This is a genomic window from Azoarcus sp. DD4, from assembly GCF_006496635.1.
GTDB lineage: Bacteria > Pseudomonadota > Gammaproteobacteria > Burkholderiales > Rhodocyclaceae > Azoarcus.
This window is the reverse complement of the sequence record NZ_CP022958.1, coordinates 3603111-3627350: the sequence shown is the minus strand read 5'-3', so window position 1 is coordinate 3627350 and position 24240 is coordinate 3603111. Positions and strand designations below refer to the sequence as shown.

At 69.1% G+C, this 24240-nt stretch carries 24 protein-coding genes; 17 read left to right on the top strand and 7 right to left on the bottom strand.

From position 1 onward, the window contains the following. The first annotated feature begins 272 nt into the window (after window positions 1–272). Window positions 273–1310: an AraC family transcriptional regulator gene (locus CJ010_RS16665; protein ID WP_141019087.1), complete on the top strand. Its 1038-nt coding sequence runs from the start codon at window positions 273–275 to the stop codon at window positions 1308–1310. On the opposite strand, the gene CJ010_RS16660 is transcribed toward CJ010_RS16665, so the two are convergent. Then, window positions 1307–1927, bottom strand: a complete 621-nt coding sequence (locus CJ010_RS16660) for a hypothetical protein (RefSeq protein ID WP_141019086.1) — start codon at window positions 1925–1927, stop codon at window positions 1307–1309. The genes CJ010_RS16665 and CJ010_RS16660 overlap by 4 nt on opposite strands. A 207-nt stretch (window positions 1928–2134) precedes the next feature. Between CJ010_RS16660 and CJ010_RS16655 the strand changes: the two genes are divergently transcribed. From CJ010_RS16655 to CJ010_RS16645, 3 genes are read left to right on the top strand one after another with little or no spacing between them, the layout of a single operon-like run. Beyond that, complete coding sequence (locus CJ010_RS16655; protein WP_141019085.1) at window positions 2135–3184, top strand: TRAP transporter substrate-binding protein; 1050 nt, start codon at window positions 2135–2137, stop codon at window positions 3182–3184. A 19-nt stretch (window positions 3185–3203) separates the two neighbouring features. Next, entirely contained in the window at window positions 3204–3974 is a 771-nt protein-coding gene (locus tag CJ010_RS16650) for a class II aldolase/adducin family protein (RefSeq protein WP_141019084.1), read from the top strand. A gap of 49 nt (window positions 3975–4023) precedes the next feature. Next, window positions 4024–5001: a 2-dehydropantoate 2-reductase gene (locus tag CJ010_RS16645; protein ID WP_141019083.1), complete on the top strand. Its 978-nt coding sequence runs from the start codon at window positions 4024–4026 to the stop codon at window positions 4999–5001. Between the two features lie 7 nt (window positions 5002–5008). On the opposite strand, the gene CJ010_RS16640 is transcribed toward CJ010_RS16645, so the two are convergent. From CJ010_RS16640 to CJ010_RS16615, 6 genes are all read right to left on the bottom strand, one after another. Further along, on the bottom strand, window positions 5009–5446 hold the full coding sequence (locus tag CJ010_RS16640; protein WP_141019082.1) for a DUF2721 domain-containing protein: 438 nt from the start codon (window positions 5444–5446) through the stop codon (window positions 5009–5011). 49 nt (window positions 5447–5495) lie between these two features. After that, a complete protein-coding gene (locus tag CJ010_RS16635) occupies window positions 5496–6449 on the bottom strand; it encodes an alpha/beta fold hydrolase (protein WP_141019081.1) in 954 nt (317 codons plus the stop codon). A 201-nt stretch (window positions 6450–6650) separates the two neighbouring features. After that, the gene (locus CJ010_RS16630) at window positions 6651–7490 is read right to left on the bottom strand and encodes a DMT family transporter (protein WP_141019080.1); all 840 of its coding nucleotides are present in this window, start codon (window positions 7488–7490) and stop codon (window positions 6651–6653) included. Next, the gene (locus tag CJ010_RS16625; protein ID WP_141019079.1) at window positions 7487–8572 is read right to left on the bottom strand and encodes a LysR substrate-binding domain-containing protein; all 1086 of its coding nucleotides are present in this window, start codon (window positions 8570–8572) and stop codon (window positions 7487–7489) included. The genes CJ010_RS16630 and CJ010_RS16625 overlap by 4 nt, the downstream gene beginning before the upstream one ends. Window positions 8573–8579: 7 nt before the next feature. Beyond that, window positions 8580–9032 carry an OsmC family protein gene (locus CJ010_RS16620; protein WP_141019078.1) on the bottom strand — a complete coding sequence of 151 codons (453 nt, stop codon included), beginning with the start codon at window positions 9030–9032 and terminating at the stop codon, window positions 8580–8582. Between the two features lie 150 nt (window positions 9033–9182). Beyond that, window positions 9183–9926, bottom strand: a complete 744-nt coding sequence (locus CJ010_RS16615; protein ID WP_141019077.1) for an IclR family transcriptional regulator — start codon at window positions 9924–9926, stop codon at window positions 9183–9185. A gap of 595 nt (window positions 9927–10521) precedes the next feature. Here CJ010_RS16615 and CJ010_RS16610 point away from each other — a divergent pair. The 13 genes from CJ010_RS16610 to CJ010_RS16550 all read left to right on the top strand — a co-directional run bounded on the left by CJ010_RS16610 (window position 10522) and on the right by CJ010_RS16550 (window position 24173). Next, the gene (locus CJ010_RS16610) at window positions 10522–12075 is read left to right on the top strand and encodes an acetolactate synthase large subunit (protein WP_141019076.1); all 1554 of its coding nucleotides are present in this window, start codon (window positions 10522–10524) and stop codon (window positions 12073–12075) included. Between the two features lie 65 nt (window positions 12076–12140). Beyond that, window positions 12141–12935: an SDR family NAD(P)-dependent oxidoreductase gene (locus tag CJ010_RS16605; protein ID WP_141019075.1), complete on the top strand. Its 795-nt coding sequence runs from the start codon at window positions 12141–12143 to the stop codon at window positions 12933–12935. A 15-nt stretch (window positions 12936–12950) separates the two neighbouring features. Continuing rightward, a complete protein-coding gene (locus CJ010_RS16600; protein WP_141019074.1) occupies window positions 12951–13988 on the top strand; it encodes a glycosyl hydrolase in 1038 nt (345 codons plus the stop codon). Window positions 13989–14002: 14 nt separating this feature from the next. Further along, window positions 14003–14479 carry a VOC family protein gene (locus tag CJ010_RS16595; protein WP_205754805.1) on the top strand — a complete coding sequence of 159 codons (477 nt, stop codon included), beginning with the start codon at window positions 14003–14005 and terminating at the stop codon, window positions 14477–14479. Between the two features lie 30 nt (window positions 14480–14509). After that, window positions 14510–15112: an amino acid synthesis family protein gene (locus tag CJ010_RS16590; protein WP_141019073.1), complete on the top strand. Its 603-nt coding sequence runs from the start codon at window positions 14510–14512 to the stop codon at window positions 15110–15112. Between the two features lie 7 nt (window positions 15113–15119). After that, a complete protein-coding gene (locus CJ010_RS16585; RefSeq protein ID WP_141019072.1) occupies window positions 15120–16016 on the top strand; it encodes an alpha/beta fold hydrolase in 897 nt (298 codons plus the stop codon). Next, window positions 16013–16309: an NIPSNAP family protein gene (locus CJ010_RS16580; protein ID WP_141019071.1), complete on the top strand. Its 297-nt coding sequence runs from the start codon at window positions 16013–16015 to the stop codon at window positions 16307–16309. The genes CJ010_RS16585 and CJ010_RS16580 overlap by 4 nt, the downstream gene beginning before the upstream one ends. A gap of 29 nt (window positions 16310–16338) precedes the next feature. Continuing rightward, on the top strand, window positions 16339–18021 hold the full coding sequence (locus CJ010_RS16575) for a bifunctional 3-(3-hydroxy-phenyl)propionate/3-hydroxycinnamic acid hydroxylase (protein ID WP_205754804.1): 1683 nt from the start codon (window positions 16339–16341) through the stop codon (window positions 18019–18021). A 65-nt stretch (window positions 18022–18086) separates the two neighbouring features. Next, window positions 18087–19061 (top strand): tripartite tricarboxylate transporter substrate binding protein, encoded by a 975-nt coding sequence (locus CJ010_RS16570; RefSeq protein ID WP_141019069.1) that lies wholly within the window; start codon window positions 18087–18089, stop codon window positions 19059–19061. A gap of 63 nt (window positions 19062–19124) precedes the next feature. Beyond that, window positions 19125–20552 (top strand): NAD-dependent succinate-semialdehyde dehydrogenase, encoded by a 1428-nt coding sequence (locus CJ010_RS16565; RefSeq protein ID WP_141019068.1) that lies wholly within the window; start codon window positions 19125–19127, stop codon window positions 20550–20552. A gap of 54 nt (window positions 20553–20606) precedes the next feature. Continuing rightward, entirely contained in the window at window positions 20607–22055 is a 1449-nt protein-coding gene (gene gabD, locus CJ010_RS16560) for an NADP-dependent succinate-semialdehyde dehydrogenase (protein WP_141019067.1), read from the top strand. Window positions 22056–22156: 101 nt separating this feature from the next. Further along, complete coding sequence (locus CJ010_RS16555; RefSeq protein WP_141019066.1) at window positions 22157–22645, top strand: tripartite tricarboxylate transporter TctB family protein; 489 nt, start codon at window positions 22157–22159, stop codon at window positions 22643–22645. A gap of 13 nt (window positions 22646–22658) precedes the next feature. Then, the gene (locus CJ010_RS16550) at window positions 22659–24173 is read left to right on the top strand and encodes a tripartite tricarboxylate transporter permease (protein WP_141019065.1); all 1515 of its coding nucleotides are present in this window, start codon (window positions 22659–22661) and stop codon (window positions 24171–24173) included. The last annotated feature ends 67 nt before the right edge of the window (window positions 24174–24240 follow it).

Genomic DNA, 24240 nt, shown 5'->3' with positions numbered 1-24240 from the left:
CCTACCCTTCAAGGGGAGGGGAAAGACACCTCAGCCGGCCCTGCTGTTACGGACCTCACGCGGCAAGCAGGCGTTCCAAGCTCACAGTCGGGGCCCATCGAAGGAAGGAGGAAATCCACCCGCCCGAACTCCGCAGCCGTCACCGCTTCGTAAGCAGCTTTTCCATGGGGCACCGACAACCTCACCCGGCCCGCAGGTTCTTGCTACCCTTCGTCACCCAAGGCCGACGACCGCGCTGACATGGCGCACCATCGCCCCTGCAGGAGTGCCCCATGCCGCAGTCCCCAGCCAGTTCCACCACCGACACCGCCGTCCTCGCCCGCGCGGCGAAAGCCCTCTTCGCCGCCGGCGAACCGGTGCGCCAGCGCGCGATCCACAGCCGCGATCCAGAGGAGGCCTCGGCCTGCCTGCGCGACGTCTACAGCCGCCATAGCCTGCACCTGCATGGCCGCCGCGAGGCCTTCGACATGCGGCTGCGGATCGCCGCGGTCGGGCAGCTGGAGATGGCGCGGCTGGGTTTCGGCGCCGAGGTCGAGCTCGACCAGCAGGCGCCGCAGCGCTTCACGCTGGTGACCACCCAGCTGCGTGGACAGTCGGAGATAGTCTCCGGCGGCAATACGCATCGTGGCGGCGCGGGTATGGTGGTGCTCGACTCGGCTGGCACGCCGGTGGTGAAGCGCTTCTCGCGCGACAGTTGCCGGCTCAACCTGCGCATCGACCAGGCACTGCTGGAATCGCGCTGCCAGGCGCTGCTCGGCCGCGAGGTAAAGGCGCCGCTGGTGTTCCAGCCTGCGCTGGCGGCGGGTTCGCCGGTACAGGCGCGCTGGCTGGCGCTGCTGCGGATGATGCTGGCCTGCACCGGCGAGCACGGCCTGCCGGCCAGCCCGCTGCTGCTGCGCCAGCTGGAGGAAACCGCAGCGCTGTTCCTGCTCACCGAGGTGCCGCACAGCCGCAGCGCATTGCTGCAGGGCGAAGCGCCGGCGATCGCGCCGCGCCATGTGCGGCGCGCCGAGGACTACATCCGCGCCCATGTCGCCGAGCCGCTGACCCTGACCGACATCGCCGCCGCGGCTGGCGTCAGCGTGCGCGCGCTCAACGAGGGTTTCCGCAAGGTCCGCCAGACCACGCCGATGGCCTGTCTGCGCGAGCAACGCCTGATCGCGGTGCGCGAGGCGCTGCTGCGCGCCGGGCCGCAGGACACCGTGGCGGCAATCGCCAGCGACTGGGGCTTCGGCAACCTCGGCCGCTTCGCCGGCGACTACCGCCGCCGCTTCGGCGAAACACCGTCGCAGACCTTGCGCCGCGGCTAGGCCAACGGCCGCAGCACGAACACCACCTCGCCCGTCACCCCGCCGTCAGCGCGGCGGAAATCCAGCCAGCGGCAGTCCTCCGGGTTGCGGTCCACCGGATCGCTGCGTTCCATGCTTCCGCCGCGCTCGTCCAGCCAGTAGGTCTGCGTCACCAGCGCGCGGTGGCCGTCGGCGACCAGCCGCCAGTGCAGGTGGCGGCGACGGTTGCCGTAGTGGCCGGGCACGATGCTGGTGAAGGCGAAGCGGCCCTCCGCATCGGCCACCACCTGGCCGCGCAGGTTGATCTCGTCCGGCCGGTAGGCGGAGATGTCGCCATTGTCCTCCGGGTGGTAGCGGCCCTCGGCGTCGGCGTGCCAGAGCTCGATGCGGGCGCCGGCGAGCGCGCTGTCGCCGTTGCGCCCGCCGAGCACGCGGCCGGATACCCGTAGCGGCGTGCCTGCCGCGCGCAGCAGGTTGATCTCCATCGTCGAGGGCGAGTTGGCCACATAGAAGGGGCCGGCGGTGGCGCTGCCGGTGGGGCCGCAGTTCAGCGCTGCGCTGCGGGCCAGCGCCCGGGCGGGAAGGCCGCCGAGCAAGAGGCCGGCGCCGGCGGCGAGCAAGGTGCGTCTGTCGGTCATGGCGGGGCTCCTGCGTGGAAGGGGGTGATGTCGTCTTGGGTTGTCCGATCCGCCACAGGTTCCGGTTGGTGATCCGGTTTCGGCGCGATTTCCGCCAGCCGTGTACAGCCGGCGCCGGATGCGGATAGGCGGGAGCGGGGCGCCTGCCTAGCATCTTCTGCCAGCCGCGCATCCGTTCGCGGCCCGCAACGACAACGAGGAGACAACATGAGGTTTCGCCGCTCCCGGACGCTGCCGGTGTCCGCGCTGACCGCCATCGTCCTGGTCCTGTCCGCCGCGCCCGCCGCCGCGCAGGAAGTGACGCTGAAGATCGCCCACTTCCTGCCCGGCGTCGCGCTCGCCCAGCGCGCGGTGCTGGAGCCCTGGTGCGAGGACCTCGGCCGTCAGTCGGCCGGCCGCATCAAGTGCCAGTTCTTCCCCGCAATGCAGTTGGGCGGCACGCCGGCCCAGCTCTCCGACCAGGCGAAGAACGGCGTGGCCGACATCGTGTGGACCGCGCCCGGTTATTCCACCGGCCGCTTTCCGCGCACCGAGGCGCTGGAGCTGGGCGGGGTGATGCCGCTCGGTGGGCTGGCCCAGGGCCGCGTCGCGTGGACCTTCTACGAACGCCACCTGCAGCAGGAGTACGCCGGCTACAAGGTGCTCGCCCTGCATGGCGACGGCGGCATGAACATCCATACCGCCAGGAAGGCGGTGAAATCGATCGACGACCTGCAGGGCCTCAAGCTGCGCGCGCCCAACCGCATGATCGCCAAGACCCTGACTGCCTTCGGCGCGATGCCGGTGGCGATGCCGCCGGCGCAGATGACCGAGGCGATTGCCAAGGGCGTGGTCGACGGCGCCTCGGCGGTGTGGGAGGTGATCGTGCCGACCAAGCTCGACGAGGTGACCCGCTTCCACATGGAAACGCCGGCCGACCAGGCCGCACTGGGCGCGACCGTGCTCGCCGTGCTAATGAACAAGGAGAAGTACGCCGCGCTGCCCGCCGACCTGCGCGAGATCCTCGACCGCAACAGCGGCGCCGCCCTGGTCGAACGCTTCGGCCGCGCCTGGGACGGCGCCATCGCCGCCGCAAGGGACAAGGTGAAGGCAGCGGGCCACGTCGTTACGCTGGTGTCCGGTCCGGACTACGAGACGATGCGGCAGCGCAGCGCGGCGGTAGAGCAGGAGCGGATCGCGGATGCCCGCGGCAAGGGTTTCGACGGTGCGGCGCTGGTTGCCGCAGCCCGCGAAATCACCCGTCAGGCCCAGCCCTGACCATCTGGAGGAGACCGACATGAGCCATACCAACCGCTACTACGAACACCCCGCCCGCTATACCGAGGCCGAATGGCAGGCGCGCGTGCAGCTCGCCGCGATGTATCGCATCTTCGCCTACCTGAAGTGGGACGAAGCGATCTACAACCACATCTCGCTGCGGGTGCCGGGCGATCCCGGCCACTACCTGATGAACCCCTTCGGCCTGCATTACTCCGAGGTGTGCGCGTCCAATCTGGTGAAGGTGAATCTGGACGGCCGCATCGTCGATCACTCCGACTGGCCGATCAACCCGGCCGGCGTCACCTTCCACGGTGCCATCCACGGTCATGTGCCGCAGGGCCACTGCGTGATGCACGTACACACCACCGCGACCCAGGCGGTGTGCTGCCTCAAGGACGGCCTGTCGTTCAGCAATTTCTATGCGGCCCAGCTCTACGGCAAGATCGCCTACCACGACTTCGAGGGCATCACCGTGCATGCCGATGAGGGTGAGCGCATCCTCGCCAGCGCCGGCGACAAACCGGTGCTGCTGTTGCGCAACCACGGCCCGGTGGTGATCGGCGCCACGCTGGCGCAGGCCTTTTCGCTGATGTGGCTGGTCAATCGTGCCTGCGAGATACAGCTCGCCTCGCAATCGATGGGCCCGGTGATCGAGCTGCCGGCCGCGGTGCTGGAAAGGTGCGTGACGGATTCGCTCAGCCTCGACCCGAAGTACGGCGCCGGCGAGGACGTGTTCGCCGCCTTCACCCGGCTGGTCGACAAGGTCGATCCGGGTTACCGTCACTGAGCATGCCGCTGGCGTGAAGCCGGCGGCAAACCGAGTGGAGGAATTGCGAGTGAAGATCTGCCTTTACGGCGTCGGCGCGGTGGGCGGCCTGATCGGTGCCCGCCTGGCCGCGGCCGGCCACGCCCTCAACGCGGTGGCGCGCGGTGCCACGCTGGAAGCGCTGCAGCGCGACGGCCTCGGCCTGGAGACGGCGGAAGGCCGCCGCCATTTTCCGATCAGCGCGGTGGCCGACCCGGCCGTGCTCGGCGAGCAGGATCTCGTCATCGTCGCGGTCAAGCAGCCGGCGCTGGCCGCGGTGGCGGCGGCCATCGGCCCGCTGATCGGCCCGCACACGCGGGTGCTGGTGGCGATGAACGGGGTACCGTGGTGGTTCTTCGACGGCCTGCCCGGGCCGCTCGCCGGCGCCACGCTGCACAGCGTCGATCCGGCCGGCGACCTGCGCAGCCGCATTCCCACCGCCCAGGTCATCGGCTGCGTGGTGCACATCGCCTGCAACACGCCGGCGCCGGGCGTGTGCCGGCTCGGCTTCGGCAACGGCCTCATCCTTGGCGACGCGCTCGGCGGCCCGCCCAGCGCGGCCACCCGCGCGGCGGCGGAACTGCTCGCCGGCGCCGGGCTGGACGTCAGGCTGTCGGACGGCATCCAGCGCGACATCTGGTACAAGCTGTGGGGCAACATGACCATGAACCCGGTGTCGGCGATCACCGGCGCCACCTCCGACCGCATCCTCGACGACCCGCTGGTCAACGCCTTCTGCGTGGCGGTGATGGAAGAGGCCGCCGCGGTCGGCGAGCGCATCGGCTGCCCGGTGGCTCAGACCCCGCAGGCGCGCAACGCGGTCACCCGCGAACTCGGCGCGATGCGCACCTCCATGCTGCAGGACGTCGAAGCCGGCCGCGCGCTGGAAATCGACGCGCTGCTCGGCGTGGTGGTGGAGATCGCCGGCAAGGCCGGCGTGGCGGTGCCGAACGCCTCGGCGCTGCTGGGGCTGGTGAGGCTGTTCGGGCGGGTGCGGGGTCTGTACTGAGCGGCCCTTACCGCCAGCGCTGGCTTCGCGCTTTCACCACCAGGAAGACCTCGCGCAGGAAGAGCGCCAGCGACACGATCATCGACAGCATGGCGAAGATGAACAGCGCGGCCACGCTCTTTGCCACCGAAAAGGCCACCATCGCGCCGAGGAAGGCGACCGCCACCACGATGCACACCAGCAGCGCGGCCAGCACGGCGAAGAACATCGCGTGGTAGATCAGCCGGCCGCGGCTGTCGATCAGGGCCAGTTCTTCAAGGTCGTCGGCAACCGGCTCGGTCGGGGAGCCGGCGGCGAGCCGGCCGTTGAGCACCCGGCGGCGGTCCACGATGCGCGACAGCCGGCCGCTCAGCACGTTGATCAGCGTGGCGATGGCGGTCAGCAGGAAGACCGGGGCGACCGCCAGCTGGATGGCATGAGTGATGTCGGAAATCTGGGTCGGCATGGCGCATGCGTCCGGTAGTGGGGCGTGGGCCGGACTCTACCCCATCCTCTCAGCGGCTGCGACCGGGCGGCAGCACCTCGCCGGGCGCGTCCGGCGGCAGGCGCCCGTGGCGCAGCCACTCCAGCGGGATCTTCCACAGGCTGTGCTCGAAGCGGCTGTGGAAGAAGGCAAAGTGGCCGACCGCCGCCTGGCCCACGTCCGCCGGCCGGATGTGCAGGTGGGTGGTGGCGCTGTTGCGGTAGTAACGCAACAGGCGCTGGATGGCGGGGACCGTGCCGAACTCGTCGTCGGCCAGACTCACCGCCAGCGTGGCGCCGCGCAGCGCGGCGAAGCGCGCCACCAACTCGGTGCGTTCGGCGTCCGACAGGCGCAGCGGGCCGCGCTTCCAGTTGTCTTCGAAGCGAGGATGCGGCGCGATCCAGTCGCGCACCACGCCGCGCGGGGTGTCTTCCAGCCAGCCCAGCCGGCCGCCGGGAAAGTAGCCGAACAGGCGGGTCAGCGCCGGCATCGCCACATGCCACTTCAGCAACAGGCCCAGCCGGCGGTCGCGCGCGTAGTCCTTCCAGTAGGCGTACTGCGCGCCCATGGTGAACACGCGGCTGATGCGGTGGCTGGATGCCGCCAGCCCGATCAGGAAGCCGCCCACGCTGTGCGCCACCACCTGCACCGGCTGGCCGGGGAATTCGGCGGCGACGTATTGCAGCGCAGCCTCGAAATCCAGCCGGCCCCAGTCTATCCAGCCCGCCTCGAAGCCCTTCAGCGAAGGCGGGCGCGACGCGCCGATGCCGCGGTAGTCGTAGCTCAGCACGTCGAAGCCGTGGCCGTTGAGCCAGGCGGCGAAGCGCGCGTAGTAGCCGGCGCGCACCGAGGTCGCCGGGTTGATGATCACCACCGGGCGCGGCGGCGTGGCGGCCTGCGGATGGCGCCAGACCGTGCCCGTGAGCACATAGCCGTCGGCTGCGGCAAAGCGCACCGGCGCCGGCAGCTTGAGCGCGGCGTTCATGCGGCCTCCGTGCGGCGTTGCCGCCGGGTGGCCGTAGCCGTAGCTGCGTGCTTGCGTGTGGCGTGCGTCGTGCGCATCTGCATGTCGTCCCCTCCTTTTGCTGCTGCCTACTTTACGAAGCGTGCGCTTTGCCCACAAACGAGATTTGCGCGTCGGATGCATGCGCGTGGAGCATGCATCCGGCGGTGCTGCGCTGCCGCGTCAGCGGCCGCGTCCGGCAATGACGAGCGCGATACCGCCCAGCACCGCGACCGATGCCAGCAGCAGGCGCAGGGTGATGGCTTCGCCAAGGAAGAGCGCCGCGCCCAGTGCGGCGATCACCGGCACGCTCAGCTGCACGGTGGCGGCGTTGGTGGCGCGCAGGCCGGGCAGGGCGGTGTACCAGATCGCATAGCCCAGGCCGGAGGCGAGCGCGCCCGAAGCCACCGCGTAGCCGGCGCCGGCCGCGTCCACGCTGGTGCGCGCGGCCATCACCAGGCTGAGTGCGGCGGCAAAGGGCAGCGCACGCACGAAGTTGCCGGCGGTGCTCGCGGTCGGATTGCCGCCGCCGCGACCGCGCAGCGAGTACACGCCCCAGGCGACGCCGGCGGCGATCATCAGCAGCGAGCCTGCCAGCGGCGGCGCCGACAGGCCGGGCAGCATCAGGCCGACGAAACCGCCCAGTGCGAGCAGCAGCCCCACCGTCTGCCGGCCGTGGAAGCGTTCGCCGTGGGCGAGGCCGTAGCCGATCATCGTCGCCTGCACCGCGCCGAACAGCAGCAGCGCGCCCACCGCCGCCGGCAGCGTGAGGTAGGCATAGGAGAAGGCGGCGGCGTAGGCGAAGAGTGCGAAGGCGGACAGCCAGCTGCCGTTGCCGGCGATGCCGCCGCCGCGCAGCCGGACGATGGCCCACAGCACCAGTGCGCCCGAGGCGAGGCGGATGCCGGTGAAGCTCGCCGCGTCGATGGCGGTTTCGCGCAGCGCGAGGCGGCACAGCAGGGAATTGGCGGCGAAGGCGACCATCGCCAGGGCGGTGAGCAGCAGCACGCGGGCCCTGCTCATCGGGCGGTCTCCGCCGGAGGGCGTGTGCTTGCATCGGCGGTCGCGGCCTTGGCCGGGGCGATCTGCTCGCGACCGATTTCTTCCTGCAGCCAGTCGCAAAAGGCCGCGACGATGGGGCGCTCGAGCGCAGCCGGCGGGCAGACCAGGTGGTAGGCGAGCGGGGCCCGCAGCATCCGGTCGAACACCGCGATCAGCTTGCCGGCGTCCAGTTCGGCCCGTACCAGCACCGGGCTGGCGAGCAGCACGCCCTGGCCGGCCAGCGCGGCTTCCAGGGCCAGCAGGCCGTTGCCGAAGCATAGCTCGCGCGGTGGGGAGGTCGTCCGGACGCCGGCCAGGCGCAGCCATTCCATCCAGCCGAAGCGCTCCGCCGTGCGCTGGTGGGTGGCGTCGCTCAGCAGCGGCAGTCGCAGGATGTCCCGTGGCGCGTGTAGCGCTTGCGCGAGTGCCGGCGCACATAGCGGCTGCAGGGCGAGTTCGAACAGGGCGATGGTGTGGAGGTCGGCATGATTGCCGTAGCCGAGCCGGACCGAGAGGTCGATGCCGGCGCGCCGGAAGCTCGCTGCGGAAACCGGGCCGCCGTGCGCGCTATCGACCGAACTGAGGCTGGCTTGCAGCCGCAGCTCGGCCTGCGGGCAGCGGGCATAGAAGCGGTGCAGGCGCGGCACCAGCCACTTGGTGGCGAACAGCGGTTCGGCGCAGACGGTGACCACCCACTGATCTTCGCCCTGGGCGCGCAACTGGTCCACCGCCTCGGCGAGCGCGGCAAAGCCTTCCTGCAGGCGCGGCAGCGCGGCCTCGGCGGCGCGGGTCAGCACCACCTTGCGGTGATGGCGCACGAAGAGCGTCACGCCGAGGTGTTCCTCCAGCGCCTTCACCTGGTGGCTGACCGCCGCCGGCGACACATGCAGCAGCCGCGCCGCGGTGGCGAAGCTGCCGCTGCGGGCGGCCGCCTCGAAGTAGGACAGCGCGATCAGCGGCGGCATGCGGCGGGCGACGGCGGCGGATTGCCGTTCGTCGATCCGGCCGCCTTCCGCCGCGTCGTCGGCGCAGCGCGCGCCGCGGGTGTCGTCCGCCGGGGGCATGGCAGGCTCAGGCCGAGGGCTGCACCGTCACCGCGGCGCTGATGGTATTGGCGATGAAGCAGTTGCGATGCGCACTGGCGTGCAGCTTGGCGAGCGCCGCCTCGTCCGGCTGCTTGTCGCCGGAAAAGCGCACCGCCGGCGACAGCTCGATGCGGGTGATCGCCATGCGGCCCTGGGCGTTCTTCTCCAGATGGCCGACCGGGGTGTCGCGGTAGTGTTCCACCGTGTAGCCCTGGATCTCGGCAATGGCCAGGAAGGTGAACATGTGGCAGCTGCCAAGCGCGCTCAGCAGCAACTGTTCCGGGTCGGCGCAGTCGGCATCGCCCTTGAAATCGACACCGGCGGACACCTTCACCGTCTGGCCGCCGTTGAGCAGGGCGTGGTGATTGCGGGAATAGGTCTGCGCGTCGGCGGCGTTGGGTGCACGCTGCCATTCGATGGCGGCTTGATGTACGGACATGAGGGCTCCTGGCAGTGGCTGGGTCTGGGAGCGGCCGGCAGGGCCGCATGCAGCCTAATGCTAGAGCCGGGGTGGGGCGAGGTAAAGCGAGGTTTTCGAGCGGCCAGGCTTAGAAAAATTGATGCAAGCCGGCACGCCTGAATGGCGCGCTCACTTCGGCTGCGAGATGCGTTCGGTGATCTCCGCCGCAGCGCCGGTGATGAGATTGGCGAGGTAGCTCTCGTTGAAAGCCTCGAAGCGCTCGGTGCTCCCCACCAGCGTGATGCTGCCGAGCACGCGCTTCTTCTCGTCGAAGATCGGCGCCGCCAGACCGGTTTTGTCGGGGTCCAGCTCGCCCTTGCTGATGCAGTAACCCTGCTTGCGCACCTGCAACATCGATTTGGAGAAGGTTTTCCAGTCCGGCCCCAGCCGCTTCAGGTCGGACTCGTCGGCATGCTCTTCGTACAGGCGCTTGAGCTGGCGCGGCAGCAGGTAGGCCAGGATCACCCGCGAGGTTGCACTGCGGAACAGCGCCATCGGTCGCCCGCGGCCGAAGTTCAACGGCGTGGACTCCCGGCCCGGCGTCTGGTGCACGCTGATGACGGTCGAGCCGTAGAGCTCGCTGAGCAGCACGTTCAAGCCGGTCTTTTCGGCGAGGTCGGCGATCAGCTCGCGGCTTTCCACCAGGACGGGGTTGTGCTCGGTCATCTGGCGGTCCAGCTCGATGATGCGCGGGCCCAGCGTATAGCCGCGGGGGATGCGGACCAGCAGGCCCACGTCGCTCAGTTCGCGGACGTAGCGGTAGGCACTGGCGGGTGCGTAGTTGAGCTTTTCGCAGATGTATTCGACATCGATGGCGGGCTGTTCGGGTGTGAACAGATCGAGGATGTCGAGCATGCGTCGCAGGCTATTCATGTGGCAGGTTCTGATTGGTTTTTGTGGCTGAACCGGTCGGCGCGGGCGGCCGGCGGGCAGGGCCGGCATATTCTGACATGCCATCCTGCTTCCGCGGCCACCGCTGCCGAGGCCGGGGGCAGGTGGGGCAACGCGCATTCCTGACGCCTTTCTCGCCGCAGCTCGCCTCCGCTGCTGCTGCGCAGCATGCGGCGCAGCAGCCGTCCGTGCGCCGCGGGCACTTCGCTGTGCTCGCCCAGGTGCTCCCGCCGCAGTTTTCGATGCCGGTCCGCCTCTGTCCTGCCGGCACTGCCGGTGCATCCCGGCGCACGCCGCTTTCGCTCCATCCCCGCCCCAATCCTGTGCCTGCCTGCCGCCGTTCCCATGCCGAAGGGATGCTCCGAGCTGCCCGGATGTCGGCGTGGCGGGGGCTCTGCAGCGCCGTGCGAGCCTGCACCGTTTGTGGGATCGGATGCCCTGTTGCGGTGCATTAAAAGTTGCGAAAATTTCTAATGGAGAAAAATACGCAATAAAGAATTTGATAAAAATCAAAAAAACTTGCAAAAATTCAGCTAAACGATAATCTTGCAAAAAACATCACAACAGAGAGAACGCCATGACGGGTGCTGAAGTCATGCTCGCAACCCTGCGAGCAAACGGTGTGTCGGTTTGCTTTGCGAACCCCGGTACCACCGAGCTGGACGTAGTGAGGGCTTTCGATGCCGCCGGGGATCTGCGCTGCGTCGTCGGTCTGCAGGAGAACGTGTGCACCGGTGCGGCCGACGGCTACGGCCGGATGACGGGCCGGCCGGCGGCGACGCTGCTGCACCTCGGCCCCGGCTTTGCCAACGGCATCGCCAACCTGCACAACGCGCGGCGTGCCCGCACGCCCATCGTCAACATCATTGGCGACCATACGAGCTGGCATCTGCCCTACGACGCGCCGCTCGCGTCCGATATCGAATCGCTGGCGCGGCCGGTGTCGGGCTGGGTGCATCGCATCGCCAGCGTGGAGACGGTGGCGGCGGCCACCGCCGAGGCGGTGGTGCAGGCCGGTCGCAAGGGCGGTCAGGGCGCGACCCTGATCTTTCCGGCGGATTTCCAGGCGGCCGACTGCGAGGCGGCCGCTGCAAGGCCGGTGGCGGCAGCCCCGGATGCGACGGCTTCGTCCTTCGATCTGCAGCAGTGCGTGCAGCGCCTGTTGCGCAGCCGGCGCACCGTCTTCCTGCTTGGCGGCGGTGGCGAGCTCAGCGGCCTGGGCGAACGCGCCCAGCGTGCGGTGGCGCGTATCTGCGCCGTGCTCGGCAGTGCCGCGAGCGCCTATGCCGAAACCTTCCCGGCACGTTCCGAACGCGGGAAGGGGTTGCCGGCCTTCGACCGCTTGCCCTACTTCCCGGAGCCGGCGCGCGAGGTGCTCGACCCGGCCGAACTGGTGGTGCTGGCCGGTGCGTTGCCGCCGGTGACCTACTTCGGCTATGCCGGCCATCCCAGCCTGCTGGTGCGGGCCGAGCGCCTGCTGACCTTGTCGCTCCCCGGCGAGGCGGCCGCCGACAGGCTGGAAGCGCTGGCCGATGCGCTGCAGGCGCCGCAGTACCACGCACCGGCCGCCGAACTGCCGACGCTGGCCGAAGGCGAGCTGACGCCGGCCAAGGTCGCCAGCGTGCTGGCCCGCAGCCTGCCGGCCGGCGCCATCGTGTCGGTCGAAGGCGGCACCTGCGGCTATCCCTTCTACGCCGCGTCGGCCGCGGCCCAGCCGCATACCACGCTGACCAATACCGGCGGCGCCATCGGCCAGGGCCTGCCGGTGGCCATGGGTGCCGCGATTGCCTGCCCCGACCGCAAGGTCGTCGCCCTGCTGTCGGACGGCAGCACCCAATACACCATCCAGACCCTGTGGTCGCTGGCGCATGAAGGCCTGGACGTGGTGGTGCTGATCGCCGCCAACCACCAGTACGCGATTCTGCGCAACGAGTTGCGGCGCGGCGGTGCGGCGCTGAGCGAACGCGCCGCGGCCATGACCAGCCTGGATCAGCCGCGCATCGACTGGGTGGGTCTGGCGCAGAGCTACGGCGTGCGCGCGGTGCGTGCCGCCACCGCCGAGCAGCTTGCCGCCCAGCTCGACAGCGCCTTCGCCCGCAAGGGCCCGATGTTGATCGAGATGGCGCTGTAAGCGCGCCTTCGACCCCATGCCGACCGCGGCTACGCGGGGCACTCATCTCTATTGAAGGAGCAAACGTGGATCTGAAACTGAAGGGCAAGGTCGCCGTGGTCACCGGCGGCAGTCTGGGCATAGGCCGTGCGGTCACCGAGGCGCTGGCTGCCGAGGGCGTGCGCGTCGCCATCGTCGCCCGCAACAAGGCCGCGCTGGAGGATGCGGCGCGCGAAATCAGCGCGAAGACCGGTGTCGAGATCCTGGCCGCGCCGGCCGACGTCAGCAGCACCGAACAGGTGGAGGCGATGATGGACAAGGTGGCGAATCACTTCGGCCGCATCGACATCCTGGTGAACGGCGCCGCGCATCCGGGCGGCCTGGTCCGTACCGAGATCGAACACGCCAATCCCGAAGGCCTGCTCGAAGACATCAACATCAAGGTGGTGGGCTACATGCGCTGCGCCAAGGCGGCCTCCGCCTACATGAGGAAGAACGGCTATGGCCGCATCGTCAACATCGGCGGCCTCACCGGGCGCGGCAGCAAGCAGCTCTCCGGCATGCGCAACGTTGCCATCTGCCACTTCACCAAGACCTTGTCCGACCAGCTCGGCCCGCACGGCATCACGGTGAACGTGATCCATCCCGGCGTGGTCGAGACGCCCCACATCCACGAGCTGTACGCCAAGGAAGCCCAGCTGCAGGGCCTGACGCCCGAGCAGGTGGAGGCCAACTACGCCAAGGTCACGCCCATCCGCCGCGTGCTGCAGCCCGAGGAAATCGCCGACACCGTGGTGTTCCTGGCCTCCGAGCGGGCAGGGGCGATCACCGGCGAATCGATCGCGGTCGATGGCGGCATCACCCGCGGCATCTTCATCTGAACCGGGAGTACTGACATGAAAGGAACCATACTGGTCGGCACCGCCGGCCAGGGCATCCTGCGCAGCGTGGACGACGGCGCGACCTGGCACCGCCTGGGGCTGAAGGAGGCGATCGAATTCGACGGCGTGGTGCGCGCCATCGCGGTCGATCCTTCCGATCCGGCCCGCATCCTCGCCGGCGCCGATGCCGGCATGTGCCTCAGCACCGACGGCGGCGCCCACTTCAGCCGCGTCGACTCGCCGATGAACGGCCTCACCGTGTGGGCCATCGCCTTCGATCCCGCCAATCCGAAGAACGTGTATGCCGGCACCGGCGCACCGTCGCGGGCGAGGATGTTCCGCTCCACCGACGGCGGCCTGTCGTGGCAGACGCTGAACGTGGAGCTGCCGGAATTCTGCAAGGGCGTGAACCGCCCCCGCATCCTCAGCGTCTGCGTCAGCCCGGTCGATGGCCGCGAAGTCTGGTTCGGTGTGGAAGAGGGCGGTGCCTGGCGCAGCCTGGACGGCGGCGACAGCTGGGAGCGCATGGATACACCGGAGAGCGGCATCAGCAATTCCGACATCCATGCCATCGCCGTGCTGCCGCCCCACGACGGCGCGCCGGTCAAGCGCGTGGTGCTGACGGTGAACTCGGTGTACGAGAGCAGCGACGACTGCGCGACCTGGTCGGGCAAGGCCTCGAAGGAACGCTTCGACGCCATGTACTACACCCGCACCGTCCAGGTGGCGGACGCCGCCGGCACCCGGCTGCTGCTCGCCATCGGCGACGGCACCCCCGGCACGCGCACCGCCATCTACCGCTCGGACGACCGCGGCGCCAGCTGGGAGCGCGCATTGCTGCATACCGCGCCCAACTCCACGGTGTGGGCCTTCGGCGCGCACCCGTCCGATCCGTCGTTGCTGTTCGCCGGCACCAAGTACGGCCACCTGCTGCGCTCGATGGACGGCGGCCGCAGCTGGTTCAAGGAGTGGCGCGATTTCAGCGAGATCACCTCGGTGGCGTGGACGCCCTTCGTCGCGCCGGTGACGGCCCACCCGCAATCCATCAACTGAGCAGGGACTCCATCATGGAAACGAGCGACATCAAGCCGCGCGTGCGCCGCACCCACCTCGCGCTGTTCGTGAAGAACCCGTTCGAAAGTGCCGGCTGGTACGAAGACGTGCTGGGCATGAAGGTGACCGGCCGCGGCGAGCAGTGGGTCTTTCTCTCCTTCGGCAAGAAGCATCACGACATCGCACTGATCCAGGCCGACGCGCCGGCCGGCGGCGAGCCCGGCCGCGGCGAAATCAACATGCAGCACTACGGCCTCGAGATCGAAGGCGGCATGGACGAGCTGCGCCGGCTGTACGGAATGCTGCTGAAGAAGGGCGTGCCCATCGTCAAGACCACCGACCACGCGGTCGGCATCGGCCTCTATTTCACCGACCCGGACGGGCACCGTTTCGAGTTCTTCCATGAGGTCATCGAGGACGACGCGGAAGCCTTCCGCATCTTCGAAGAGCTGGGCGCCCCCAGCAAGCCCATCGACCTCCAGCCCCTCTGATACCCACGACCAAGAGAGATGAGTACCGCCATGAAAGCCCCCAATTTCGGCATCTTCCACATCCGCAAGTGGTTCCTCCAGGTCGAGGACACGCTCGCCGGCGAAACCGGTGCCCCGGCCGACGGCGCGCCGCTACGCCGGATCGTGATCGCCGCCTGCATCCACAACCCCTACGCCGGCCGCTACGTCGAAGACCTCGGTGCCTGGATCGAAGCCTCGCCCGAACTCGGCCGCGAGTTCGGCCGCCGCATCCAGGAAGCCGCCGGTGGTGCGGCGATCGAAAGCTACGGCAAGGCCATCCTGGTCGGCCTCGACGGCGAGTACGAGCACGGCAATGCGCTGCTCACCAACCCGGCGGCCAACCCGATCCGGGATGCGCTCGGCGGCGGCAAGTCCTGGGTGCCTTCGAGCGGCAAGCGCGGCGTGCCCGGCACCATCCTCGACATTCCGCTCGCCCACAAGGACGCGCTCTACGTGCGCTCGCACTACGACACGGTGAGCGCCGCCTTCAACGACGCGCCCAACCGCGACGAAGTGCTGGTGTGCTGGGCCTTCGCCACCCGCGGCCGGCTGAACGCACGCCTCGGCGGCCTGAAGGCGTCCGAGATCAAGGGCCTGGACGGACTGAACTGAGGCTGGCATGGAACGCCGCGATTACACCCTTCCGCACGCCGGCCTCAACCTCCACGTCACCGAGTGGGGGCCGGCCGACGGCCGCCCGGTCGTGATGCTGCACGGCATCCGCGGCTACGGCGAGACCTTTGCCGGCGTCGCTGCGGCCTTGCAGCCGGCGTTCCGTGTCATCGCCTTCGACCAGCGCGGGCGCGGCCGGAGCGATTGGGACCCGCACCGCAACTACTACACCGACACCTATGTCGGCGACCTGCTGGCGGTGGCCGATACGCTGGACCTGGCGCGTTTCGACCTGCTCGGGCACTCGATGGGCGGCATCAACGCCATCGTATTCGCATCGCAATACCCGGAGCGGGTCGGCCGGCTGGTGATCGAGGACGCCGGCCCCGGCGCCTTCGATACCAGCCCCGGCGCCACCCGCATCCGCGGCGAACTGGTCAGTACGCCGGCGCATTTCGACAGCTGGGAGGCGGCCGGCGACTTCATGCGCGGCCTGCGGCCCAGCGTCACCGAAGCGGCGCGCCAGCAACGCCTGGCCAGCATGCTCAAGCCGGCAGACGGCGGCGGCTACACCTGGCGCTACGACCACGCCGGCATCGCCGCGACCCGGCTCAACCCGGAACTGTCGCGCCTGGTGGATCTGCGTCCGCATGTGGCCGCGCTGCAGTGCGACACCCTGGTGCTGCGCGGCAGCCGCACCGACTACCTGCAGCCGGCGATGCTGGCCGAGATGCAGCGGCTCAACCCGCGCATCGCCGATATCGAGATCGCCGGCGCCGGCCACTACATCCACGACGACCAGCCGGAGGCCTTCAACCGCGCGGTGCGCGCCTTCCTGCTGCCGTCCGCGCCGGCTGCCGCCGCGCGCATCCCCGACCCCGACGAGAGAACGACAAGACCATGATCTGCGAACTCAGGACCTACACCCTGGTGCCGGGCGGCGTCCGCGACTACCTGCGCATCTACAACGAGATCGGACGCGAGGTGCAGGTCGGCATCCTCGGCGACCTCGTCGCCTTTCTCCAGCCCGAGAGCGGCGACCTCAACCAGCTCGTCTTCCTGTGGCGTTTCGACAGCTTCGAAGAACGCCGCACGCGTCGACGGCAACTGCTCGAGGACGCCCGCTTCACCGAATTCCGCAAGGCGGTGCGCCATCTCCTGGTCCGTCAGGAAAGCCAGCTGTTGTCCGCCGTTTGACCATCGTTTCCCCCTGCAGAGGGATGAACATGAATCCACAGACTTCCGTCCCCGTTCTCGTCGTCGGCGCCGGCCCGGTCGGCGTCTCGATTGCAAACCTCCTCGGCGCCTACGGCATCGAGACCGTGGTGATCGAACGCAGCCCCGAGATCCTCAACTTTCCGCGTGCCGTCGGCCTGGACGACGAGGCGCTGCGCACCTTCCAGTCCTTCGGGCTGGCCGAGGCCATGCTGCGCGACATGATCCAGAACGTGCCGATGCGGATGTACACCGCCGGCAAGCGCTGCTTCGCCGAAATATTGCCGAGCACCCGCGAATACGGCTGGTTCCGCCGCAACCTGTTCTCGCAGCCGCTGGGCGAGGAGACTCTGCGCAAGGGGCTGGAACGCTATCCCCATGTGCAGTTGCGGCTGGGTCACGAATTGCTGGCGATCGCCCAGGACGCGGAAGGTGTCACCGCCACCGTGCGCGACGCCGAAGGTGCGGAGCACGCCATCCGCGCCCAGTACCTGGTCGGTGCCGACGGCGCCCGCAGCACCGTGCGCGAACTGCTCCGGGTGCCCTACGAAGGGCTGACCCACCCGCACAAATGGGCGGTGATCGAATGCGAGGGCGATCCGCTCGACGCGCCCTACACCGCGCTGCACTGCGAACCCTCCCGCCCCTATGTCTGCCTGCGCCTGCCCTACGGCCTGCGCCGCTGGGAGTTCATGATGTTCCCGGGCGAGGACGACGACCAGATGCTGGCGCCCGCCAAGGTGCGCGAGCTGCTCAGCACGCACGTGTCGAATCCGGAAGCCCTGAACGTGATCCGGGCGCGGGTCTACACCCACAACTCGCGCGTGGCGGCTTCCTTCGTTGCCGGCCGCGTCTGCCTGGCCGGCGACACTGCGCACATCACCCCGCCATGGATAGGCCAGGGCCTGAATGCCGGCCTGCGCGACGCCTTCAACCTGGCCTGGAAGCTCGCCTGGATCGTCCAGGGGCGGATGAAGCCCGAACTGCTGCAGAGCTACCACGACGAGCGCCATGCCCATGCCAAGGCCATGATCGATCTCGCCGACCTGTTCGGCGCGGTGCTGTCGATGCGCAACCCGCTGGTGGCCTGGCTGCGCGACCGCTTCTTCCTTTCCATCCAGAGCATTCCCCGCATCCGCGACTATGTGCTGCAGATGAAATTCAAGCCGATGCCGCGCTTCTCCACCGGCGTGGTGCTCAACAGCGGCGTGGCCGCGCGCGACGAACTGGTCGGACGCATGTTCATCCAGCCCACGGTCGAGGTCGAGCAGGGCCGGCCGCAAAAGCTGGACGACATCGTTGGTGGCCGTTTCGCGCTGGTGAGCTGGCGTTGCGATCCGCTGGCCAAGGCAGCGCCGGCCTTGCTCGACAAGCTCGCGCGCCTCGGTTGCGACCGCTACGTTGGCGTGCGCGCCCGCACCAGCGGCGCCGAACCGGGCGCACCCGGGACGGACTGTGCCGCCACGGTGATCGAGGACGTCGAGAACGCGCTGCATTTCTGGTTCCAGGGCAAGGGCGTCGACTGGGTGCTGATCCGGCCCGACCGCTTCGTTGCCGCCGCCGGTGGCAGCGCCGAAGCGGCGGCGCAGCTCGGTCGCTTCTGCGACACGGTGTTGCCGCCGCCGACCACCGCCGCCACGCCGACGGTCACCCAAGCCCTTGCCCGGCCACAAGCCTTGTCCCCGGCGCACTGAGCGCGCCGGCAATTCCGCTTTCACCCCCGCCCACCCCGCATCACCTCAACAGAGAGGACAACGACATGATCTCCTTCAAATCGAAGTGCCTTGCAGCCTGCGTCGTACTTTTGGCCAGTTGGGGCGCGCATGCCCAGAGTTGGCCGCCGGCCACGGTACGCATCGTCGTGCCTTATCCGCCGGGCACCGAGCCCGACGTGCTGGCGCGCGACCTCGGCGTCGAGCTGGGCAAGCTGACCGGCAAATCCTTCGTGGTCGAGAACAAGCCGGGTGCCAACTCCATCGTCGGTACCGGCGCGGTGGTCAAGGGCGAGGCGGACGGCAGCACGCTGCTGATGGTGGACCGGCTGGCGGTCGTCACCAACCCGATGCTGTATGACAACGTGCCCTACAAATGGGAGAAGGATCTCAAGCCGGTGTCCGACCTGGCAGGGGTCAATCTCTTCATCGGCGTGCGCTCGGCGCTGCCCTTCAAGACCTTCGCCGAGTTCGAGGCCTATGCCAGGGCCAACCCGAAGAAGCTCAATGTCGGCACCGGCGGCATCGGCCATGTGAGTCACATCGGCATGGAGATGCTGTCGCAGGCGGACGGCCTCTCCTTCACCTATGCGCCGTACAAGGGCTTGGCGCCGGCCATCATGGGTCTGCTGACCGACGAGGTGGATGTGGTGATGGCAGGTGGCCTGCCGCTGGTACCGCACGTGCAGACCGGCAAGGTCCGCGTGCTGACCGTCGGCGCCGACAAGCGCGCGAGCTTCCTGCCCGACGTGCCGACGCTGGTCGAGGCCGGTGGCAAGCCGGGCTCCATCCCGGCAACGGTGTTCGCCCTGTTCGCGCCGGGCAGCGTGCCCGACACCGTGGTGGCGCAGATCAACACGGCGGTGGTGAAGGCGATGGACAACCCGCAGATCAAGGAGAGCTACGCCAAGCGCGGGCTCGAAGTGGGTACCGCCAGGCCCGACGCCATGCTGGCGACGATGAAGGCCGACACCGTCAAGTACGACAGGATCATCAAGGAAGCGGGCATCAAGGCCCACTAATCCCGCCGGCCCCCCGGCCGTACCCGGGGCCGCGCGCGGCCCCGCCCTGCAGAGGACCAATCGATGTATCCGCAACTCTTCAACTATATCGACGGCCGGTTCATCGGCGGCGAGGGCGGGGCCGGCCAGGCGATCCACGACCCGGCCACCGGCGAGCGTATCGGCTGGCTGCCGTGGGCCGATGGCGCACAGCTCGACGCCGCGCTGGCGGCGGCCGACCGCGCCTTCCAGCACTGGCGCATCAGTTCGCCGCTGGACCGTTCGGCGGTGCTGCGCAAGGTCGCCGAGCTGGCGCGCGAACGCGCCGCGGCGATCGGCCGCGCGATCACGCTGGACAACGGCAAGCCGGTGGCCGAGGCGATTGCCGAGGTGCTCAACAGTGCCGAGCACGCCGAATGGAATGCCGAGGAATGCCGCCGCATCTACGGCCGCGTGGTGCCGCCGCGCAATCCGGCGGTGCGCCAGCTGGTGGTGCGCGAACCGGTGGGCGTGTGCGCAGCCTTCAGCCCGTGGAACTTCCCCTTCAGCCAGGCGATGAAGAAGGTCGCCGCCGCCGTCGGTGCGGGCTGCACCGTGGTGCTCAAGGGGCCGGAGGAATCGCCCAGCGCCATCGTCGAGATCGCGCGGCTGTTCCACGACGCCGGACTGCCGCCGGGCGTGCTCAACATCGTCTGGGGCGTGCCGGCCGAGGTGTCGCGCCACCTGATCGAATCGCCCATCGTGCGCAAGCTGTCCTTCACCGGCTCGGTGCCGGTCGGCAAGCGGCTCGCTGCGCTCGCCGGCGCCCACATGAAGCGCATCAGCATGGAACTGGGCGGCCATTCGCCGGTGATCGTGTTCGACGACGCCGATGTCGATGAGGCCGCCACCGCGCTGGCGCGCTACAAGATGCGCAATGCCGGCCAGGTCTGCGTATCGCCGACCCGCTTCTACGTGCAGCGCGGCATCTACGAGCGCTTCGTCGCCCGTTTCGCCCAGGTGGTGAGCGAGATCAGGATCGGCCACGGCCTGGAGGACGGCACCCAGATGGGCCCGCTGATCCACGGCCGCCGGCTGGCGGCGGTGCACGAGCTGGTGAGCGACGCGGCGGAGCAGGGCGGCGAGATCGTCACCGGCGGCGCCCGCATCGGCGAGCGCGGCCATTTCTATGCGCCCACGGTGATTGCCGGGGTGCCCGACCACGCCCGGGTGATGCGCGAGGAACCCTTCGGCCCGGTTGCGTCCATCACCCGCTTCGACGATGTCGAGGACGTCATCCGCCGCGCCAACAGCCTGCCGTTTGGGCTGGCCTCCTTCGTGTTCACCCATTCGATCAAGACCTCGACCCGCGTTGCCAATGCGTTGGAGGTCGGCATGGTGAACATCAACCACTTCGGCATGGCGCCGGCCGAGCTGCCTTTCGGCGGCGTCAAGGACAGCGGCGTCGGCTGCGAGGGCGGCAGCGAGACCTTCGACGGCTACCTCGTAACCAAGATGATCACGCAGATCTGAGCGCCGGCCGCGGCCGAGCCTTCGACTCCCACGACAACGATATCCCTTCCCGACATGACACCCCTCAACGACCCCACATTGCTGCGACAGCAGTGTCTGATCGACGGCTGCTGGATTTCCGGCGACCGTCGCATCGAAGTGCTCAATCCGGCCACCGGCGCGCTGGTGGCCAGCGTGCCGCGCCTGGGCGAGGCCGAGACGCGTGCGGCGATCGCCGCCGCCGAAGCCGCCTTGCCGGCCTGGCGCGCGCGTACCGCCAAGGAGCGCGCGGCGGTGCTGCGGCGCTGGTTCGAACTCATCCTGATCAACCAGGACGACCTCGCCCGCATCATGACCGCGGAGCAGGGCAAGCCGCTGGCCGAGGCGCGCGGCGAGATCACCTATGCGGCGTCCTTCGTCGAGTGGTTCGCCGAAGAAGCCAAGCGCATCTACGGCGACATCATTCCGGCGCCGGTGGCGGGCCAGCGCATTGTCGTCACCAGGGAGCCGATCGGCGTCTGTGCGGCGATCACGCCGTGGAACTTCCCGGCGGCGATGATCACCCGCAAGGCCGGCCCGGCGCTGGCGGCCGGCTGCACCATGGTGCTCAAGCCCGCCTCGCAGACGCCGCTGACCGCACTGGCGCTGGCGGCGCTGGCCGAGCGTGCCGGCGTGCCGGCGGGCGTGCTGTCGGTGGTGACCGGCGCGGCCGGTGAAATCGGCACCGTGCTGGCGACCGATCCGCGGGTGCGCAAGCTCAGCTTCACCGGTTCCACCGAGGTCGGCCGCCTGCTGATGGCGCAGAGCGCGGCCACGGTGAAGAAGGTGTCGATGGAGCTGGGCGGCAACGCGCCCTTCATCGTTTTCGACGACGCCGACCTGGATGCGGCGGTCGAGGGCGCGATGCTCTCCAAGTACCGCAACGCCGGGCAGACCTGCGTCTGCGCCAACCGGCTGTTCGTGCACGACAAGGTGTACGACGCCTTCGCCGCGAAGCTGGTACGCGCGGTCGAGGCGCTGCAGGTGGGCGATGGCGCGGCGGCCGGCGTGCATGTCGGCCCGCTGATCGACGGCAAGGCGGTGGCCAAGGTGGAGGAACACATTGCCGACGCGGTGGGCAAGGGTGCCCGGGTGCTGACCGGGGGCCGGCGCCACGCGCTGGGCCAGTCCTTCTTCGAACCGACCGTGCTGGCCGATGTCACCCCGGCGATGGCGGTGGCGCGCGAGGAAACCTTCGGTCCGCTGGCGCCGCTGTTCCGCTTCCACACCGAGGACGAGGTGGTGGCGATGGCCAACGACACCGAATTCGGCCTCGCCAGCTACTTCTATGCGCGCGACCTCGGTCGCGTCTGGCGTGTCGCCGAGCGGCTCGAATACGGCATGGTCGGCGTCAATACCGGCCTCATCTCCAACGAGGTCGCACCCTTCGGCGGGGTCAAGCAGTCCGGCGTCGGCCGCGAGGGTTCGCGCTACGGCATCGAGGACTACCTCGTGGTCAAGTACATCAACATGGCGGGGGTGTGACATGGCATGCGTTTCTGTGTGCCGTCACGGCATCCGCTCCCCCCGGGTCGGCCACGCAGGGCCGGCGCGATCCGTCCGTTCCGCCGCCTGAGGAGGCCGCCATGTTGTGGATCAATCATCAGAAGGACTTCGCCTCGGGCCTGCTGCTCGCGGTGCTGGGCGCCGGCTTCGCCCTGGGCGCGGCGGATTATCCGATGGGCACGACGGCCTCGATGGGGCCGGGTTTCTTCCCGCGGGCGCTCGGCATCCTGCTGGCGGGCCTGGGCGTGCTGCTGGCGATCAAGTCGGTTGGCGGCCGTCAGCACCGGCACGGCGACATCGGCCGCTGGGATCTGCGTCCGCTGTTCTTCGTCATCGGCGCCAACTTCGTGTTCGGGGTCCTGCTGACCGGCTTGCCGTTCGTCGGCCTGCCGCCGATGGGCCTGCTGGTATCGGTCTTCGTGCTGGTGCTGCTGGCCTCGGCCGGCGGGCTGGAATTCACGCTGCGCGGGGCGCTGGTGCTGGCGGTCGTCCTGTCGGCCTTCGCCTGCGTCCTGCTGACCGTGGTGCTCGGCCTGCCGCTGCGGGTGCTGCCGGCTTTCCTGGGTTGAGGAGCAGAGCAACATGGAAGATCTGATCCAGCATCTGGCGCTCGGCTTCGGTGTCGCCTTTTCCCTGCAGAACCTCGCCTATGCCTTCTTCGGCTGCCTGCTGGGCACGATGATAGGCGTGCTGCCCGGCCTCGGCCCGCTGACCGCGATCGCGATGCTGCTGCCGGCCACCTACGCGCTGCCGCCGGTGGCGGCGCTGATCATGCTCGCGGGCATCTACTACGGCGCCCAGTACGGCGGTTCCACCACCGCCATCCTGGTGAACCTGCCCGGCGAGGTGTCCTCCATCGTCACCGCGCTCGACGGCTACCAGATCGCGCGCAAGGGGCGGGCGGGGCATGCGCTGGCGGCGGCCGCCATCGGCTCCTTCTTCGCCGGCTGTATCGGCACCCTGGTGCTGGCGGCCTTCGCCGCGCCGCTGACCAAGCTCGCTTTCCTGTTCGGCCCGTCGGAGTACTTCGCGCTGATGGTGTTCGGCCTCATCGGCGCGGTGGTGCTGGCTTCCGGCTCGCTGCTGAAGGCGATCGCGATGATCGTGCTCGGCCTGCTGATCGGCATCGTCGGCACCGACGCGATTTCCGGCTCCACGCGCTATACCTTCGATCTGCCCGAACTGGCCGACGGCATCAGCTTCATCGCCATCGCCATGGGCTTCTTCGGCTACGGCGAGATCATCCAGAACCTGTCGCGCCACGAGGAAAAGCGCGAGTTGCTGACGAGGAAGGTCAGCGGGCTCTTCCCCGGCTGGGGCGAGATCAAGCGCATGTTCCCGGCGGTCTGCCGCGGCACCACGCTGGGCTCCATTCTCGGCATCCTGCCGGGCGGCGGCGCGGTGCTGTCGTCCTTCGCCTCCTACTCGATCGAGAAGAAGATCAAGCTGCGGCCGGACGAGGTGCCACTGGGGCAGGGCAACATCCGCGGCGTGGCGGCGCCGGAATCGGCCAACAACGCCGGCTCGCAGTCGTCCTTCATCCCGATGCTGACTCTGGGCATCCCGGCCAATCCGGTGATGGCGCTGATGGTGGGCGCGATGATGATCCACAACATCCAGCCCGGCCCGCAGGTGATGACCGGCAACCCCGAACTGTTCTGGGGCCTGATCGCCTCGATGTGGATAGGCAACGCGATGCTGCTGGTGCTCAACCTGCCGCTGGTGGGGGTGTGGGTGAAACTGCTCACCGTGCCCTACCGCTGGCTGTTCCCGGCCATCGTGCTGTTCTGCGCCATCGGCGTGTATGCCACCTCCAACAGCGTGTGGGACGTGTGGATGATCGGGCTGTTCGGCATCCTCGGCTACGTCTTCATCAAGCTCGGGGCAGAGACCGCGCCGCTTATGCTGGGCCTCATCCTCGGCCCGATGATGGAAGAGAACCTGCGCCGCGCGCTGCTGCTGTCGCGCGGCGACTGGGGCATCTTCGCGCAAAGGCCGATCTCCGCCGGCCTGCTGATCGCCGCCGCGCTGCTGCTGGTGATCGTGCTGGCGCCGGGTTTCCGCAAGCGCCGCGAAGAGGCTTTCGCCGAAGACTGACCTCCCGGCGCGGCGGCTGTGTCCGCCGCGCCGCCGTCCGGGTGCAGTAGCTGCTCGCCCGCCTCGG